General features: G+C 67.2%; 16 protein-coding genes and 1 pseudogene. 12 read left to right on the top strand and 5 right to left on the bottom strand.

What is annotated here, in order from left to right:
* Window positions 1-23 precede the first annotated feature (23 nt).
* The 7 genes from dsbG (at window position 24) to map (ending at window position 8,248) form a co-directional block, all read left to right on the top strand.
* A complete protein-coding gene (gene dsbG / locus ACIGII_RS06025) occupies window positions 24-848 on the top strand; it encodes a thiol:disulfide interchange protein DsbG (RefSeq protein WP_399634375.1) in 825 nt (274 codons plus the stop codon).
* A gap of 343 nt (window positions 849-1,191) precedes the next feature.
* A complete protein-coding gene (locus ACIGII_RS06020; RefSeq protein WP_399634377.1) occupies window positions 1,192-2,619 on the top strand; it encodes a DcaP family trimeric outer membrane transporter in 1,428 nt (475 codons plus the stop codon).
* Window positions 2,620-2,632: 13 nt separating this feature from the next.
* On the top strand, window positions 2,633-3,982 hold the full coding sequence (adiC, locus tag ACIGII_RS06015; protein WP_399634379.1) for an arginine/agmatine antiporter: 1,350 nt from the start codon (window positions 2,633-2,635) through the stop codon (window positions 3,980-3,982).
* A 21-nt stretch (window positions 3,983-4,003) separates the two neighbouring features.
* On the top strand, window positions 4,004-6,292 hold the full coding sequence (locus tag ACIGII_RS06010) for an Orn/Lys/Arg decarboxylase N-terminal domain-containing protein (protein ID WP_399634381.1): 2,289 nt from the start codon (window positions 4,004-4,006) through the stop codon (window positions 6,290-6,292).
* Window positions 6,293-6,318: 26 nt separating this feature from the next.
* Window positions 6,319-7,221 (top strand): cation diffusion facilitator family transporter, encoded by a 903-nt coding sequence (locus ACIGII_RS06005; protein ID WP_399634383.1) that lies wholly within the window; start codon window positions 6,319-6,321, stop codon window positions 7,219-7,221.
* Between the two features lie 47 nt (window positions 7,222-7,268).
* Window positions 7,269-7,481, top strand: a complete 213-nt coding sequence (locus tag ACIGII_RS06000; RefSeq protein ID WP_399634385.1) for a ParD-like family protein — start codon at window positions 7,269-7,271, stop codon at window positions 7,479-7,481.
* Window positions 7,478-8,248, top strand: coding sequence for a type I methionyl aminopeptidase (gene map, locus ACIGII_RS05995; protein WP_399634387.1), 771 nt, complete (start codon window positions 7,478-7,480; stop codon window positions 8,246-8,248). Before ACIGII_RS06000 ends, map begins: the two co-directional genes overlap by 4 nt.
* 14 nt (window positions 8,249-8,262) lie before the next feature.
* On the opposite strand, the gene ACIGII_RS05990 is transcribed toward map, so the two are convergent.
* Window positions 8,263-9,042 (bottom strand): LytR/AlgR family response regulator transcription factor, encoded by a 780-nt coding sequence (locus tag ACIGII_RS05990; RefSeq protein ID WP_399634389.1) that lies wholly within the window; start codon window positions 9,040-9,042, stop codon window positions 8,263-8,265.
* A complete protein-coding gene (locus ACIGII_RS05985; protein ID WP_399634390.1) occupies window positions 9,039-10,163 on the bottom strand; it encodes a sensor histidine kinase in 1,125 nt (374 codons plus the stop codon). Before ACIGII_RS05985 ends, ACIGII_RS05990 begins: the two co-directional genes overlap by 4 nt.
* Window positions 10,164-10,350: 187 nt before the next feature.
* On the opposite strand from ACIGII_RS05985, the gene ACIGII_RS05980 reads away from it, so the two are divergent.
* Window positions 10,351-10,668, top strand: a complete 318-nt coding sequence (locus ACIGII_RS05980) for a hypothetical protein (RefSeq protein ID WP_399634392.1) — start codon at window positions 10,351-10,353, stop codon at window positions 10,666-10,668.
* Here ACIGII_RS05980 and ACIGII_RS05975 read toward each other — a convergent pair whose 3' ends face one another.
* The 3 genes from ACIGII_RS05975 to ACIGII_RS05965 are packed head-to-tail and all read right to left on the bottom strand — an operon-like array spanning window position 10,669 to window position 12,516.
* Window positions 10,669-11,085 carry a hypothetical protein gene (locus ACIGII_RS05975; protein ID WP_399634394.1) on the bottom strand — a complete coding sequence of 139 codons (417 nt, stop codon included), beginning with the start codon at window positions 11,083-11,085 and terminating at the stop codon, window positions 10,669-10,671. It abuts the gene before it with no gap.
* Window positions 11,085-11,519 (bottom strand): hypothetical protein, encoded by a 435-nt coding sequence (locus tag ACIGII_RS05970; RefSeq protein WP_399634396.1) that lies wholly within the window; start codon window positions 11,517-11,519, stop codon window positions 11,085-11,087. Before ACIGII_RS05970 ends, ACIGII_RS05975 begins: the two co-directional genes overlap by 1 nt.
* 46 nt (window positions 11,520-11,565) lie before the next feature.
* Window positions 11,566-12,516 (bottom strand): LysR substrate-binding domain-containing protein, encoded by a 951-nt coding sequence (locus tag ACIGII_RS05965; RefSeq protein WP_399634398.1) that lies wholly within the window; start codon window positions 12,514-12,516, stop codon window positions 11,566-11,568.
* A gap of 113 nt (window positions 12,517-12,629) precedes the next feature.
* On the opposite strand from ACIGII_RS05965, the pseudogene ACIGII_RS05960 reads away from it, so the two are divergent.
* From ACIGII_RS05960 to ACIGII_RS05945, 4 genes and pseudogenes are all read left to right on the top strand, one after another.
* Window positions 12,630-13,030, top strand: a pseudogene (locus ACIGII_RS05960) (RidA family protein).
* Window positions 13,031-13,136: 106 nt separating this feature from the next.
* A complete protein-coding gene (locus ACIGII_RS05955) occupies window positions 13,137-13,541 on the top strand; it encodes a VOC family protein (protein WP_399634400.1) in 405 nt (134 codons plus the stop codon).
* 84 nt (window positions 13,542-13,625) lie between these two features.
* Window positions 13,626-15,800, top strand: coding sequence for a hypothetical protein (locus ACIGII_RS05950; protein ID WP_399634401.1), 2,175 nt, complete (start codon window positions 13,626-13,628; stop codon window positions 15,798-15,800).
* Window positions 15,801-16,078: 278 nt separating this feature from the next.
* Complete coding sequence (locus ACIGII_RS05945; protein ID WP_399634403.1) at window positions 16,079-16,978, top strand: LysR substrate-binding domain-containing protein; 900 nt, start codon at window positions 16,079-16,081, stop codon at window positions 16,976-16,978.
* Window positions 16,979-17,006 lie beyond the last annotated feature (28 nt).

Raw genomic sequence — 17,006 nt, 5'->3', positions numbered from 1 at the left:
TGACGTGTTCCCCAGGAGTTTCCATGTTGTTGAAGACCTCGCCCGCGTCGGGCTCCGCGCTGGCCCTCGCATTGCTGCTGGCGGTGGTGGGCTGCAGCCAGGCCCAGCAGCCGTCCCCGCCTGCCGCCGGCGCCGCATCCAAGGGCGCGGCGAATCGACCGGCCATCCTGCAGGGCATCGAGAAACAGGGCTTCGAGGTGATGGGCGAGTTCGACGCGCCCGGCGGCCTGCGCGGCTTTGCCGGGCTGGTGGGTGGCCAGCAGCCGGCCGCGGCGTATGTCACTGCGGACGGCAAGGCTGTGATGGTGGGCACACTTTTCAATGAGCAGGGCGAGGATGTCGGCGCCGGCCCGATCGACCGCCTTGTGGCCAAGCCGATGTCGGACCGGATCTGGAAGAAGCTTGATGCCAGTGCCTGGGTTCGCGACGGCCGTGCCGATGCACCGCGCGTGGTGTACACCTTCAGCGACGCCAACTGCCCGTACTGCCATCGGTTCTGGGAAGCGGCGCGTCCGTGGGTGGACAGCGGCAAGGTGCAGCTGCGCCACGTGATGGTCGGCGTCATCCGTGAGGACAGCCCGGCCAAGGCCGCGGCCATTCTCGGTGCACCCAATCCCAGTGCGGTGTTCCTGCAGAACGAACATGATTTCAGCAAGGGCGGCATCAAGCCGGCGGCCAGCATCACCCCGGCGCTGGCCAACAAACTCGATGCCAACCAGGTGTTGATGGTCGAGCTGGGTTTCCAGGGCACGCCGGGCATTCTGTTCCGCGATGCCGAGGGCGTAGTACAACGCGTGTCCGGCATGCCGCAGGGCGAGGACATGGACAAGGTGATGGGCGCTCGCTGATGCGGGCGTGACATGAATGCGGTGCGCCGGACGCGCCGCATTGATCTGCATCAACGCAGGCGCCAGCGTGCGCCGCCATGCTGCGAAGCATGAGGTTCCGCTGCATACCCACGACGTCACGCGACACAGGGTGCACCGAGATAGGCGCACGTCACTGGCGTGACACGCTCGCTTCACGATGCGGTCACCGCGCGATTGGTACTCAAGGCGCAGGCACGCGCAGCGAGTGCGCGAAACCCGGGATCAGGAGGGAGTCCCGCATTACCGGGTTGTCTGTCAGGGAGCGCACGCGCTGCGTCGTGCTCCGGGCGGGCAGTGTTGTCTGCGGTCCAGGGAGGACGTGATGCGTTGCTCTGTGCTGGTCATCTGTAGTGCCGCGCTGTTCGCGGCCCCCGTTCATGCGCAGGATTCGGCCGAGGCATTGCGCCAGGATATCCGCGCCGTGCGCCAGACCCTGCAGGCGATGGAACAGCGTCTGGACGCGCTGGAGCGTGCAGAAGGGCGGTCCCCTGCGTCGCCCCCCGAGGTGGTCTCGGTCGCGCCCACTGCGATCGCACCCGCCGCAACGCTGCGCCAGGCCGCCAGCGCGAGCGTCCCCGGGACCGGACAGGCCATCCTGCCGCCGCGCGATTCGGTCGCCGATCCTTCCTCCGCCGCGTCGCGACCGGACAGTGCGGCCGGGCCGACCGACCCGGAGCTCAAGGGCTTCTTCGCCATTCCCGGTACCGAGACGGTGATCCGCATCGGCGGCTATGCCAAGCTCGATGCCATCGCCGATGCGCGCGCGGCCGGCGACGAGGACCAGTTCATCACCTCGTCGATTCCGGTGGGAAGCGCCCACCGCGACACCTCCAACTTCAACCTGCATGCCAAGCAGACCCGCTTCAGTTTCGAGGCGCGGCGGCCGACCTCGCGCGGCAACCTGCGCTTCTATCTGGAAAACGACTTCTTCGGCAGCAGCGACGGCTACCAGTTCCGCTTGCGCCACGCGTATGGCCAGCTGGGCAATACCTATGCCGGTTACGGCTACTCCAGTTTCATGGATGCCGACAGCCTGCCCGACACGCTGGATTTTGCCGGGCCGGGCGGGGCGGGCTACCTGCTGGTGGCCGGCATCCATCACAGTTTCAATTGGGGCAAGGGCAACACCCTGACCGTGGCCGCCGAGGATCCGGACAGCCAGCTGGCGGGGACCACCGACGACACCATCGCCGTGAACCGGCTGCCCGACGTCACCCTCACCGCACGCATGGAGCGCGACTGGGGGCATCTGCAGCTCGGCGCCGTGGCCCGCAGCCTGGGCTACGACGGCGACCAGCGCGATGACCGCCGCTTCGGCGGCGGCGCGCAGCTCAGCGGCTCGGCCTCGGTCGGGGAACGCGACCTGCTGCTGTTCGGCGTGCTGGGTGGCAAGGGCCTGAGCCGTTACACCGCCGACCTGACCGGCTCCGGACTGGACGCTGTGATCGGTGCGGACGGTCGCCTGCATGCGTTGTCGCTGCAGGGCGGGTTCGTCGGCTACACCCATTACTGGACGCCGATGTGGCGCTCCAACCTGATCTACGGCCAGCTCACGATGGCGCGCAACGCCGCGCTCGCGGCCGACGCGTTCCGGCAGAGCCGCTACGGCGTGTTCAACCTGATCTGGAGTCCGGCGCCGTCCTGGACGATGGGCATGGAGCTGCTGTACGGGCAGCTGGAGCAACAGGATGGGCAGCGCGGCGACACGATGCGGCTGCAGGGCAGCCTGCAATACAACTTCATCAAGTAGCGGAGAGACCGTCATGGCGCAAGCGAAGAAAATCGGGGTGGTCGGTGCCACGTTCCTGGTGGCGGGCAACATGATGGGCTCGGGGGTGTTCCTGCTGCCGTCGAGTCTGGCCAAGATCGGCACGGCATCGATCTGGGGCTGGCTGATCACCACTGCCGGCGCGCTGCTGCTGGCGTTCGTGTTCGCCAAGCTGGGCAAGCTGGCGCCGAAGGCCGGCGGTCCGTATGCCTACGCCCGCGACTGGTTCGGGCCCTACATGGGCTTCCAGACCAACACCATCTACTGGTTCGCCAACTGGATCGGCAACGTGGCCATCCCGATCGCGGCGGTGGGCTACTTCAGCTATTTCTTCCCGATCCTGTCGCAGCCGTTGCCGCGCTGCGCGGCGGTGCTGGCCCTGGTGTGGGCATTGAGTTTCGCCAACGTGATCGGTCCGGCGTTCGTGAGCAAGGTGCAGACGGTGACCACCAGCTTCGCGCTGGTCCCGATCCTGGGGATTGCGATCTTCGGCTGGTTCTTCTTCGACCCGGCCATCTTCAAGGGCGCCTACAACGTGTCCGGCGAATCCAACTTCGGTGCGATCTCCAGCGCGGCCGCGCTCACGCTGTGGGCCTTCATCGGCGTGGAGTCGGCCTCGGTGACCGCCGGCGTCGTGGAAAATCCGGAGAAGAACGTCGCCCGCGCCACGTTGGCCGGCGTGTTCCTGGCCGCCGTGGCGTACATCGCCAGTTCGTCGGTGATCATGGGCATGGTGCCCAATGGCCAGCTGCAGGTGTCCGATGCGCCGTTCGCACTGGCGGCTGCAAACGCCGTGGGCGGCTGGGGCGGCGCTGCGGTGAGCCTGTGCGCCTTCATCGGTGCCGCCGGTTCGCTGGGCGGCTGGATCCTGCTGACCGCGCAGAGCGCCAAGGCCGCGTCCGACGACGGGCTGTTCCCCAGCATCTTCAGCAGGACCAACAAGCACGACGTCCCGGTCAAGGGCGTACTGATCGTGGCGGTGCTGATGACCGTGGCGGTGCTGGTCACCTCGACCTCGGAGACCGCCTCGGCGCAGTTCGACGTGATCACCTCGGCGGCGGTGGTGCTGACCCTGCTGCCGTACATCTATTCCTGCGTGGCGTGCTACTTCGTGGTGGAACGTTCGCACACCCTGGCCCACACCGGCGCGTTCTGGTTCCTGACCAGCACCACGGTGGTGTACTGCCTGTGGGCGATCTTCGGGTCCTCCGGCAGCATCGTGCAGTACGCGTTCCTGTTCGTCCTGTTCATCACCGTGTTCTACCCGTTCTTCAGCGAAGAGCGTCGCCGCCAGCGCGGCCAGCTGCCCGCGCTGGACACCACTGGCAGCCGCACGCTTTCGTGACCTTCCCCCAGGAGAATTGCCGTGTACTTCAAGTCACTGGATTACCCGATCATCGTCATCGACGCCGACTACGAGTCCCCCCGCATCGGCGGCATCCTGATCCGTGCGCTGGTCGAAGAACTGCGCCGGTACGACCAGCGCGTGCTGTGCGGGCTGACCCTGGCCGACGCGCAGGCCGGCGCCCGGACCTACGTGGCCGCGTCGGCGGTGCTGATCTCCATCGATGGCACCGAGGACGAGCCCACCGAGTTCCAGCGCCTGCTCGGTTTCCTGCGCGAGCAGAGTGCCCGTCGCGGCAGCCTGCCGGTGTTCCTGTACGGTGAGCGCCGCACCATCGAGAAGGTGCCGAGCAAGCTGCTCAAGTACGTGCACGGCTACATCTTCCTGTTCGAGGACACCAAGAATTTCATCGCCCGCCAGGTCATGCGGGCTGCGGACGATTACATGCAGCAGCTGCTGCCGCCGTTCTTCAAGGCGCTGATCCACCATTCCGCGGAATCCAACTACTCCTGGCATACCCCCGGCCATGCCGGAGGCGTGGCGTTCACCAAGTCGCCGGTGGGACGCGCGTTCCATCAGTTCTACGGCGAGAACACGCTGCGCAGCGACCTGTCCATTTCGGTGCCCGAGCTCGGCTCGCTGCTGGACCACAGCGGGCCGATCAAGGCCGCCGAGAACGAAGCGGCCGCCAACTTCGGCGCCGACCATACCTTCTTCGTCACCAATGGCACCTCCACCGCCAACAAGATCGTCTGGCATGGCACGGTGGGGCGGGGCGATGTGGTGTTCGTGGATCGCAACTGCCATAAATCACTGCTGCACGCGCTGATCATGACCGGTGGGGTACCGGTCTACTTCACCCCCAGCCGCAACGCGCACGGCATCATCGGGCCGATCAGCCTGGACCAGTTCACGCCGGAGGCGCTGCAGCAGGCCATTGCCGCCAACCCACTGGCCAGCAAGGCGTACCAGGCCGGCTCCAAGCCGCGCATCGCGGTGGTGACCAATTCCACCTACGACGGCCTGTGCTACAACGCCGAGAAGATCGCCGAGGAGATCGGCAGCGCGGTCGACTTCCTGCATTTCGACGAAGCCTGGTACGCCTACGCCGCCTTCCATCCGTTCTACGAGAACCACTACGGGATGGCCAAGGGCAAGCCGCGCGGGCAGGACGCGATCATCTTCACCACCCATTCCACCCACAAGCTGCTGGCCGCATTCTCGCAGGCGTCGATGATCCACGTGCGCAATGCCGCCACCCGCGAGCTGGACGCCGAGCGCTTCAACGAAGCCTTCATGATGCACACCTCCACCAGTCCGCATTACGGGGTGATTGCCGCCTGCGACGTGGCGTCGAAAATGATGGAAGGCGCGGCCGGCGAGTCGCTGGTGCAGGAAATGCATGACGAGGCGATTGCGTTCCGTCGGGCCATGCTGCACGTGCGCGAGGACCTGGGCCGCGACGACTGGTGGTTCAGCGTGTGGCAGCCGGACAAGCTGGAACGCACCCTGGCCAAGGGCGATGCGCCGGCGCCGCTGGTGGCCAAGCGCGCGGAATGGTACCTGCAGCCGGACGCGCACTGGCACGGCTTCGATGGGCTGGTGGAGGATTACGTGCTGATCGACCCGATCAAGGTCACGCTGTTGACCCCGGGGTTGTCGATCAACGGCGAGATGGGGCAGCTGGGCATCCCGGCGGCGGTGCTGAGCAAGTTCCTGTGGACGCGCGGGATCACGGTGGAGAAGACCAACCTGTACTCGGTGCTGTTCCTGTTCTCGATGGGCATCACCAAGGGCAAGTGGAGCACCCTGGTGACCGAGCTGATGGCATTCAAGGAGCTGTACGACAGCAATGCGCCACTGACCCGTGCGTTGCCCCAGCTGGCCGCGGACTACCCGGTCGCCTATGCCGGCTGGGGCCTGCGCGACCTGTGCGAGGCGCTGCACGGGTTCAACCGGGACGTCGGGGTGGCGCAGGTGATGCGGGCGATGTACGTGGATCTGCCCGAGCCGGTGATGACGCCGGCCGAGGCGTACGACCACCTGGTGCGCGGGCAGATCGAACGGGTCGACATCGAGGCGGTCAGCGGGCGCATCGCCGGCACCATGCTGGTGCCGTACCCGCCGGGCATTCCCACGATCATGCCTGGCGAGCGGTTTGGTGCCAGCGATGAGCCCATCATCCAATCGCTGCGCATCGCGCGTGAGCAGAACGCGCGCTTCCCGGGCTTCGAGTCGGACGTGCACGGCCTTATCATCGACCTCGACGGCGATGTGCCGAGCTACAAGGTGGAGGTGCTGAAGACCTGAGCCGCGGCCAGGATCTTCGGCAGGCGATGGATACAGCACGCGAGCAGCGGATCCTCAAGTTTTCGATCGGGGTCACGGTGGCGGTCAGCGCCACCGGCTTCATCGGTGGCCTGCTGGTGGGGTCGCAGGCGATCCTGTTCGACGGGGTATACAGCCTGGTCGATGTGGCGCTGACACTGGTGGCCCTGGCCGTGCTTCGATTGCTGGGCCGCGAGGGCAGCCCCCGCTTCCAGTACGGCTACTGGCACCTTGAACCGATGGTGGAGGCGCTGGGCGGCGCGATCCTGGCGCTGGCGTGCATCTATGCGCTGGCCAATTCGATCATCGGCCTCACCACCGGCGGGAACGTGGTGCGTGCAGGGCCGGCCCTGGCGTGGGCGACCCTGTTGTGCGTCAGCAACCTCGGGATGGCCGCCTTCGTGCGGGTGCACGCGGCGCGGCTGCGCTCGCCGCTGCTGTGGCTGGACGTGCGGGCGTGGCTGCTCAGCGGCATGATGAGCCTGGCGGTGGTGCTGGCCTTCGCCCTGGCGCTGCTGCTGGAAGACGGCGACCACGCGCACTGGATTCCGTTCCTGGATCCGCTGGTGCTGGCGATCATCAGCCTGGCGGTGCTGCCGGTGCCGTTGCGCGGGGCGTGGAAGGCCATGCGCGAAGTGCTGCAGGTGGCGCCTGATACGTTGGATGCGCGCGTGCAGACGGTGATGACGCAGTTCATCGCCGAGCACGGCTACCTGGGTTTCACCAGCCATGTCGCCAAGATGGGGCGCATGCGCTTCGTGGAGATCCACATCCTCACCCACCCCGACACGGTGATCGGCACCATCGGCAGCGTCGATGCGCTGCGCGATGACATCGCCGAACGGCTGGATGCCCGCGGCAGCGAGTTCTGGCTGACCATCGATTTCACCGCGGATCCTGCCTGGACCTGAAATATACGTATCGTATATGATGCGTATATTCCGTACCGAGGCATCCCATGGGCATCGTCAACATCGACGACGAATTGCACGACAACCTGCGCCGCGCCAGCGGCGTGTCCGGCCGCTCGATCAACGCCCAGGCCGGCTTCTGGATCAAGGTGGGCATGCTCTGCGAAATGAACCCCGGCATGACCTACCAGGAGATCGTCAATCGTGAGCTGCGCGCGGCCGGGGTCGATCCCGGTGCCCTGCGGGTGGCGGTCGCGTGATCAAGACGGTTGAAGAACAGGCGCTGATGCGGTCGTCGGGGCGGTTGTTGGCGTCGGTGTTCGAGGCACTGGACCGCTTGCCGCTGGAAGGCATGAGCACCCTGCAGGTGAACGACTGGGTGGAGCGCTTCATCGTCGATGAACTGCATGCGCGGCCGGCCAGCAAGGGCCAGTACGGGTTTGCCTATGTGCTCAACAGTTCGGTGGACAACGTGGTCTGCCATGGCGTGCCCTCGGCAGACGAGATCCTGCGCGGCGGCAGCATCGTCAACCTGGACATCACGCTGGAGAAGGAGGGTTTCATCGCCGATTCCAGCAAGACCTACCTGATCGGCGAGGTCGACTTCCAGGCGAAGCGGCTGGTGCGGGTGACCCGCGAGGCCATGTGGAAAGGCATCTCGGTGGTGCGCCCGGGGGCGACGTTGGGCGATATCGGCTTTGCCATCCAGCAGCATGCCAAGGCGCACGGCTACAGCGTGGTGCGCGAGTTCTGCGGGCACGGCATCGGGCGCGAGATGCACGAAGACCCGCAGGTGCTGCATTACGGCAAGCGCGGTACCGGCGTGGCGCTGGAGCCGGGCATGACGTTCACCATCGAGCCGATGATCAACCAAGGCCGTGCGGCGATCGACATGAGCGAGGACGGCTGGACCGTGACCACCCGTGACGGGAAGTTGTCCGCGCAGGCCGAACATACGGTGCTGGTGACGGAAACCGGGGTGGAAGTGCTGACCCTGCGCGAAGGCGAGCGCATCCCGACGGCGTAGCGCCACGCCCGGCGCTACGGTGTGTTCCGGGTGGAGACGAGCTTGAGGAACGCCTCGTTCTGGTAGCGGCTCATGCGCAACTGCTGGCCGGTGTCCAGGGTGACCACGTGGTGGCCGTTGAACCACGGGTGGATCGCCTTCACCCGCCGGATGTTGACGATGGCCGAGCGGTGTACGCGGGCGAAGTGGCGCGGGTCCAGCCGGGCGGCGAGGGCGGCCATGGTGCCGCGGTGTTCATGCATGCGGCCGGCCAAGTGGATCTCGGCGATGTTGCGTGCGGCCTTGATCCATACGATCTCGTCCACGTCGAGCAGCACCACGTGTTCGTCGACCCGTACCGGTATGCGCTGCAGGTAGGCCTCACGCTGGCGCAGTGCGTCCAGTGCCTGCAGGATCTGCGTCGCCGTCTGCGCACTGGTGCCGGCGGCGGTGGAAAGGCGGTGCCGGGCGCGCTGCAGGGTAGCGGCAAAGCGTTCGCGGCTGAACGGCTTGACCAGGTAATCCACCGCATTGGCCTCGAAGGCCTTCACCGCGTACTGCTCGTAGGCGGTGACGAAGACGGTGGCCGGCATGCGCTCGGCGCCGAGGGTGGCCACCACGTCCAGACCGGTGATCGCCGGCATCTGGATGTCCAGGAACACCAGGTCGGGCGAGTGCTCGCGGATGGCGTTCACGGCGGAGACGCCGTCGCCGCATTCGCCCAGCAGGTCGATCTCCGGGTCATCGGCCAGCAGGCGCACGATCGCGCGGCGCGCGAGCGGCTCGTCGTCCACCACCAGCACCGACAGGGTCATGCCGGCGCCACTCCCGCCGTGAATTCCGGCGCTTCGTCTTCCACCTCCAGGGTACGGAAGGGCAGGCGTACACGGCAGGCCACGCCCTCGGGCCAGATCATGTCCAGCCGCACGTCGGCGGCATCGCCGTACAGCTCCTTCAGGCGCAGCCGGGTGTTGGACATGCCGATGCCATGGCCTGTAGGCGCGCCGGGCGTGGCGTCAAGCGTGCTGTTGCGGTTGCGCACTTCAATGCACAGCACCTCGCCGTCGCGGCGCGTTTCGATCTCGATCACGTCACTTCCCACGCGCTGCCCGATACCGTGGCGCACCGCGTTTTCCACCAGCGGCTGCAGCAGCAGGCTGGGCACGGCGCAGTCGAGGGTATCCGGGGCGATATAGGTGCGGGTGGTCAGCCGGTCCTTGAAGCGCACGCGCTGGATGCCCAGGTACAGCTCGATCAGGTCCAGTTCCTGGCGCAGGGGAATCTCCTGGCCGTCGTAGTCTTCCAGGAAGGCGCGCAGCAGTTCGCTCAGGCGCAGCAGCATGTCTTCGGCCGAGACCGTGTCTTCGTCCAGCAGGGTGATGATGGCGTGCAGCGTGTTGAACAGGAAATGTGGCTGCAGCTGGGATTTGAGCGCGAGCAGCCTGGATTGCGCCAGTTCGGTGGCCAGCCGGCTGGCTTCCATCTCACGCCGCGCCTTTTCGGCCTGGAAGTGCCATGCCTGCTGCAGCGCGAACAGCGCCCAGTAGGTGAGCAGCCCGATGGCGAAATGCTGCGCCAGGAAGTACCCGAGCTGTTCGAAGAAGCCGCTGGGTTCGAACAGCGCGGAGGCCGCTGCGCCGATGAGCATCGCGCCGACGGTCACCGCCAGGCTGGCCACGACCTGCCTGCCCAGGCCAAGCAGGCGGCGCTGGGGATCCAGCGGATAGCGCTCGGCCAGGCGGAACACCAGCGGTGCCAGTGCCGCCCAGGTGTACCACTGGATCATGGCCCAGCGCAGGTGCACCAGGAACGGCCAGCTGTTGCCATGCAGTCCATCGCTGAGCGAATGCTGCACGGCAAACACCAGCACCACGGCCGTCCACAGCAGCAGGTAGCGGTAAAGGGGGATCGACGTACTGCCAAGGCGAACCTTCATGGCCGGTATCCAGGACGCCCGGCGCGGCGGGGCAGGGCCATCTTAGGCGTGCGGGCGGGCCCGGAGAAGCGCCATGAGGGCCCATTACGATTGGTCCTGCCGGGACGACGATTGGTCCCGGATCGGTGGCGTGCGCGGGGCGGCCAGCGGCTTGATGGCGGCGAACCCAACCGCCGGAGATGCCGCGATGTTCCCGATCCGTCTTGCCGTCCTGACCAGCCTGCTTTTCGCCACGGCCACGCATGCCGCCGCCCCGCGTTACCTGACACTGCTCAACCGCGCCCACGACAGCATCATCACGCTGGAGGTGGCCACCGCCGGCAGCGATGCGTTCGAACAACGGCCGATCGACAACATCGACGGTGGCGGGGGCAGCACCACAGTGCGCCTGGGCGATGCCGGCTGCCGCTTCGACCTGCGCCTGCAGTTCCGTAACGGGCGCACGGCGATCTACCGCGACGTCAACGTGTGCACGGGCGATACGCTGGTGATCGCGCCGCTGTAACTACCCGGAGACCACATCCTCGCCGCACAACCTCGGCCAGCGCTGCGCCAGCCGCCGGGAAATCCACCATGCGGAAATGGGCAGCGAGAGGGCCAATGGCAGCAGTGCGGCTGTGACCACGCTGTCCAGCGCCGTGAGCGTCGGTCCCAACGGCAGTCCTGCCTCCATGAACTGGGGCGTCAGGTAGAGGCCTGCGACTTTGACCGGGAAGATGACGACCACACTCACCGTCGCAATCAGCCCGTAAGCCAGCGCTGCAGACACGACCACGAAGGTGGCGGGACGGGGCAGGCGATCACGGCGCAGCAGCACCTTGAGCACCGCCCACCAGAGGGGCGATGACATCCATACCCGCCACAGGCCCTCCTCGAAGAACAGCCAGAGGAGAAGGGTGAACCACTGGTCGGGAATCTGCATCAGCGCACCTTCCGGCCGGAGAGTGCGCCACGGGTGCAAAGCCCGCGCCAATGGTCCGACAACTGGCGAGTGATGAACCACGTCATGAGGAGGTGCAGCGGTAGGAGTGCGGGAGGCAGCCAGGAGTCCAGCCGCGTGGCAAGCCATGTTCCGGGCGCAATCGCCGACAGCAACCAGGGATGCGCCGCCCCATCTAGCAAGCGTGACATGCCAACCACAGACGTCACGCCCATGGCGGCCAGTGCCGTACTCCCATATGCAAGCATCCCAGCGATGAGAATGAATGACCACGGGTGCACGAGCCGGTCGGCCCGCAGGAACGCCCGCCGTGCTGACCACCACAGTGGTGCGGTGGACCACAGCAGATACAGCAGCGCGATTGCTGCGAACATCATCGAAAGCCGCGAACCGAACAACTGGAGGAACTGCGTCAATGCCCGTCCTCGCCCGGCGCAGGGGCGCGGGCTTGTGGTTTCGATGCTAGGGCAGAGCCGAGCCTTTTGTCATCACCGGCACGTGTTCGGCCATCAGCGCCGCCACCCAGTCGACGAACACGCGCAGCTTGGCGCTGACGTGGCGGTTGGGACGGAAGGCGATGTGCAGCGGCATCGGGTCGACCTGCCAGTCGGTGAGCACGCGTAGCAGTTCCCCGCGCTCGGCGTGTGCGGCGGCAACGTAATCGGGCAGCCAGAGCACGCCGAGCCCGGCGACCCCGGCCGCCAGATAGGCGTTGCCGTCGTCGACCGCCAGCTGATGCCGGCCGTGCACGGTCAGCGTTTCTTCGCCACGCCGCAGCGCGTAGGGCATGGCGCCTGAACGCCGCGAGCCCCGGTAACCGATGATGCGATGCGGTTCGGCTTCCAATGCCTTGGGGTGGTCGGGCATGCCAACCGTGGCCAGGTACTGCGGCGCGGCGTACAACCCTGCCTGCAGGTCGCCGATGTGCCGCGCGACCAGCGAGGGGTCGGTGAGCACGCCGCCGCGGATCACGCAGTCCACGTTCTCATCGATCAGGTCGACATTGCGGTCGCTGACGCCCAGGTCCAGCTGGATGTCCGGGTACCGCGCGTGGAAACCGGGCAGGGCAGGGACGAGGAGGAACCGCGCCAGCGGCGCAGGCACATCCACCCGCAGCCGGCCGCGCGGGCTGGCCGCGAAGCTGGAGAGGCTGGTTTCCGCGTCGTCCAGGTTGGCGAGCAGCCGCGAGACGTGCTCGTAGTACGCCGCCCCATCGTCGGTGACATTGACCTGGCGGGTGGTGCGGTTGAGCAGGCGCACGCGCAGCCGCGCTTCCAGCTGCTGCACCAGCTGGGTCACGGTGGTGCGGCTCATGTGCAGGGTCTGCGCGGCACGGGTGAAGCTGCCGGTCTCCACGACCCGCGCGAAGGCCTGCATGGCATCGAAACGGTCCATCGGCACTCCTGGGGTCAATTGTTTGGATTCTACAAACAGTGATGGACAAGGTGGGTCGTTTATCGACCGGGCCGGGGCGCCTACCGTGGACATATCCCATCACCCGGGGCAAAACCCCTCTGGAGTCTGCAATGGCAAGTCGCGACGTCGTGTTCCCCTCCGGCCGGCAGGACCTGTACGCCCGCTACCGTTACTCGCCGGCGGTGCGGTCCAACGGCTTCCTGTTTGTCTCCGGACAGGTCGGCAGCCGCGAGGACGGTTCCCCCGAACCGGGCCTGGAAGCGCAGGTGCACAAGCTGTTCGAAAACCTCAACGCGGTGCTGACGGCCGCCGGCTGCACGTTCGACGATGTGGTCGACGTGACCGTTTTCATGATCGACCCGGACCGGATCCTGGAGCGGGTCTGGGCGATCGTGCCCGAGTACTGGGCCAGGCGCCGCATCCGACCCTGACCGCGGTCGGGGTCACCTGGCTCAGCGGGTTCGACGTGGAGTTCAAGGTGGTGGCCAAGCTGCCCGAAGCCAGCGCCTGAGCACTGTTGCATGTGTCACGGAACAACGGCAGGCCGGTGCAACGGCCTGTCGTTTTCCTTTGCGCGGGCAAGGGCATAGGATCAGCACGAACCCAGGGAGACTGCGATGGCAAAGGTGACCGGAATCGGTGGGGTGTTCTTCAAGAGCCGGGGGGATCGCGCGGCGCTGGCCGAGTGGTACCGACAGCACCTGGGCATGACGCTGGAGGACTTCGGCGGCGCGGTGCTGCGCTGGCCCGACGACAAGGCCAACGACGGCGGCCTGACGGTGTGGGCCCTGGCCGAGCCGGACAGCACGTGGTTCAGTCCCAGTGACGCGCCTTTCATGGTCAACTACCGGGTCGATGACCTGGAGGGGCTGTTGGCCAACCTGCGCGCGGCGGGCATTGCCATCGTCAGCGGACCGGAAACCCACGAAAACGGATCGTTCGCCTGGATCCTCGACCCGGACGGCAACAAGCTGGAGTTGTGGCAGCCGATGGCGTGGGACCCGGAGCGGCGCGCCGGTTGAGGGTCGGTGGCGGTGGGCCTTCACGCGGCTCCGTCGCCCGGTTGTCGATAGTGGAGCCGTCACTCCGCTTTGTCGCAGACCTCCATGCCCCTGATTCCCGAGCGCGTCCAGCGCTGGCCCCGGCCATGGCGCGTGGCGTTGTTCTCGCTGCTGGCGCTGTATGCGCTGTACCTGGTCGCCGGCAACGTGTTCCTCAACACGCCGCTGTTCAATGCGGTGACCAACCGTAAACCTGAAAAATTCACGCTGCAGACCGGGCCGGCGCTGACGCTGATGCCGGGCCATGCGTTTGTCTGGAACATCCGCATCCGCGGCCAGGCCAACCACACGGTGTACGTGTTCCGTGCCGACCACGCCAGCGCATGGATTTCGCTGGTGCACCTGTTCAAGCGCGAGGTGCGCATTCCGGGGATCGATGCGACCGGCGTGGAAGCGGACATCCAGCGGGTGGAGAAGGCGATCCCGCCACCGCCGCGCGGCGATCGCGGCTGGAACATCCGGCTGGATGCGATCCACAGCGACAGCATCCGCAGCGGGCGCTTCGGCAAGCTGCTGATCGCTGGCCAGGGCAAGGGCACGGTGGGCTTCCAGAAGCAGGTCAAGGGGGGGCCGTCGGAACTGTTCGATTCCACCGCCGGCTTCGAACAGGCCACCGTCAGTTATGACGGGGTGACGCTGCTTGACCAGGCGCACCTGGCCGCCCGGTTCCATTACCCACGGCATTACCGTGACGAGGCACCGGGGCTGCGCAAGTTCGGCATCACCTTTGCGCAGCTGGAGGTGGATGGGCGCAGCCAGGCGATCAACATCGATACGGCTGGCCCGCACGTCAAGGTGGGCAGCGTGCCCGCCGAAGCGCGGCTCACTGCGGACGTGGTGATGGATCGCGGCCTCCTGCAGCCGGGCAGCCGGGTGGTGTGGCGGCTTCCGGTGCACGCGGGCGTGCACGCACCGGACCGTGGCCTGCTGTCGCTGCAGCTGGACGTGGCCCAGGACATGCGCGTGCAGGCACGGCTGCCGCGCGACCCGGAGACCGGCAGTGAGCTGCATGCCGATCTGCGGGTAAGCGGGCGACGCATCCCGTTCGAGGCGCCGGCCGAGTTGCTGCCGCGCCTGTCTGGGCAGGTGCAGGGGGCGTGGCGGTTCGATTCGTTGAACTGGATCGCCGACCTGTTCGTGCGCAAGCCGTGGTTCCGGCTGGATGGCGGCGGCCTGCTGGAGGGCGACCTGAAGATCGTCGACGGCGCATTGGCGCCGGGCAGCCGCGTGGACGTGCCCAAGGTGGTGGCGGTGTCCGAGGTGGCCGGGGTGCGCATGCAGGGCGAGGCCAGCGCGGTGGGTCGCATCGTCGAGGACGCGCCGCCGCAGGCCGAACTGAAGGTCGCCATTCCCCGGTTCCGTGCCGCGCCGCTGGATGCGCCGAAGACCGTGCTGTTCGATGGCAAGGCCATGGCCCTGACCCTGCGCGGCGACGCGCGGCTGAAGCAGCTGCGCGACGGAATGCGCGCGCAGCTGCGCTTCACCGATGCGCGCGTGCCGGACCTCACGGCCTACAACCGTTACGTGGGCGGCGACAACGTGCGCCTGCTGGGCGGTACCGGCCTGCTCAGCGGCGATGTCGAACTGGACACCTCGGGCCGGGTCGGTCAGGGCCGGGCGGACCTGCGCGGCCGGGGCGCACGGATGCAGGTGGCCGGCATGGCGCTGAGCGGCGATGCGCAGGTGCAGGCGCGTCTGCGGCGGGCCGACCTGGACAACCGACAGTTCGATCTCGGGGGCAGCACCGTGACCCTGCGCAACATCCAGGTCGACGGCACCGGCGATGCGAACTGGTGGGGCGAAGTGGCGCTGCGCAGTGGGCATATCCATGCCGCCGCGCCCTACCAGGTCAGCGCCCAGGCCGACCTGCGCCTGCGCGATGCCGGTCCGGTGCTGGGCGTGTTCGCCCAGCGCAGCGACTATCCGCGTTGGGTGCTGGGCCTGCTGGATTCGGGCGAGGTACAGGCCACCGGGCAACTGCGCTGGCGAAAGGACCATCTCGCGCTGGACGACCTGCACGCCGAGAACGACCGCTTGTCGCTGCGCGCCCGCCTGGACATGGCCAAGGCCGGCAAACGCGGCGACCTGTACGTGCGCTGGGGCGTGTTCGGTGCCGGTATCGAGCTGGACAACGACAAGCGCAGCTGGCACCTCAAGGGCGCCCGCGAGTGGTACAACAGCCGCCCGCGGATACTGCCGGCGTCACCGGCCAACCCCTGACCCCGCGCCACGCGCGGCGGGGCAGGCGGATGCGGTAACGCCCGGGTCTGCTTCGATGGCTGCCGGCCCGGTTCCCGTTCCGGGCTCCCGCGCTGGTTCCTCCGTGTCTACCAGCTGCCGGGCCAGCGCTGCATCGGCGATATGCCCGTGCAGGAACAACAAGCCGCTGTAGATGTTCATGTCCGTGCTCCACTTGAGTGGAGCTCACGATAGGAGCAGGATGGACGGCGTAAAAGCGATGCTTTCGCAAGTCTTTCTTGAACTGGATTCAAGTCGCCATGTCCCGCATCCCGCTCCAGCCGCTGCAGAATTTCGTCACCGCTGCGCGCCTGGGCAACCTGACCCGCGCGGCCGATGCGTTGAACCTGACGGTCAGCGCGCTCAGCCACCAGATGCGCCAGCTGGAAGAACGCCTGGGCTATGCGCTGCTGCAGCGCCAGCCGCGTGGGGTACGGGCGACGCCGGAAGGGCAGCGGTTGCTGGAACAGGTGGGCCCGCACCTGGATGCGATCGCGCAGGCACTGCAGCCCTTCGCCGCGCGGCACGACCGTGTGCTGTCGGTCAGCGCCCTGCCGTCGATGGCGTCGAACTGGCTGGTGCCCCGGCTGGGCTCGTTCGTGGCCTGCCACCCGGAGATCGAGTTCAATCTGGAATCCAGCGAGCGGCTCACCGATTTCGACCGGCAACTGCAGTGCGATGCCGCGTTGCGGGTGGGGGCAGGGCAGTGGACGGGCCTGCATGTCGAACCGCTGTTCGACGAGTGGCTGATGCCGATGGCGAGCCCGTCACTGGTGGAACGCATGGGCGGGGTGGGTGTGCTGCCGCTGTCGCAGTGGCCGCTGCTGGGGGATCCGGACGGCGAATGGCAACGCTGGTTCACGTCGGTGGGGCAGGTGGCGCCGTCGCGCTATGTGGCCATGCTCAACGACTCCGAGTCGCATCACCGGGCGGCGCTGGATGGCTTCGGGGTGGCATTGGGGCGGGTGACGCGGGCGCGGCTGTTGCTGGATTCCGGGCAGTTGATTGCCTTGTCACCGCACCGGTTGAAGACGCGCTGGTCGCATTGGCTGGTGTATCCGCCGCGGTCGTCCACGCACCAGGGGTTCCTGGCGTTTCGTGAGTGGCTGCACGCGCAGGCGGCGGAGCATGCGCGGCATATGCAGACGTTGGTGGGGTAGCCGCGCGCCTGCGTGGCTGCGGTCCCGA

The organism is Stenotrophomonas sp. NPDC077420 (assembly GCF_044543385.1).
Taxonomy (GTDB): Bacteria; Pseudomonadota; Gammaproteobacteria; order Xanthomonadales; family Xanthomonadaceae; genus Stenotrophomonas.
The sequence above is the reverse complement of the archived record's forward strand: the minus strand, read 5'-3'. Positions and strand labels throughout refer to the sequence as shown.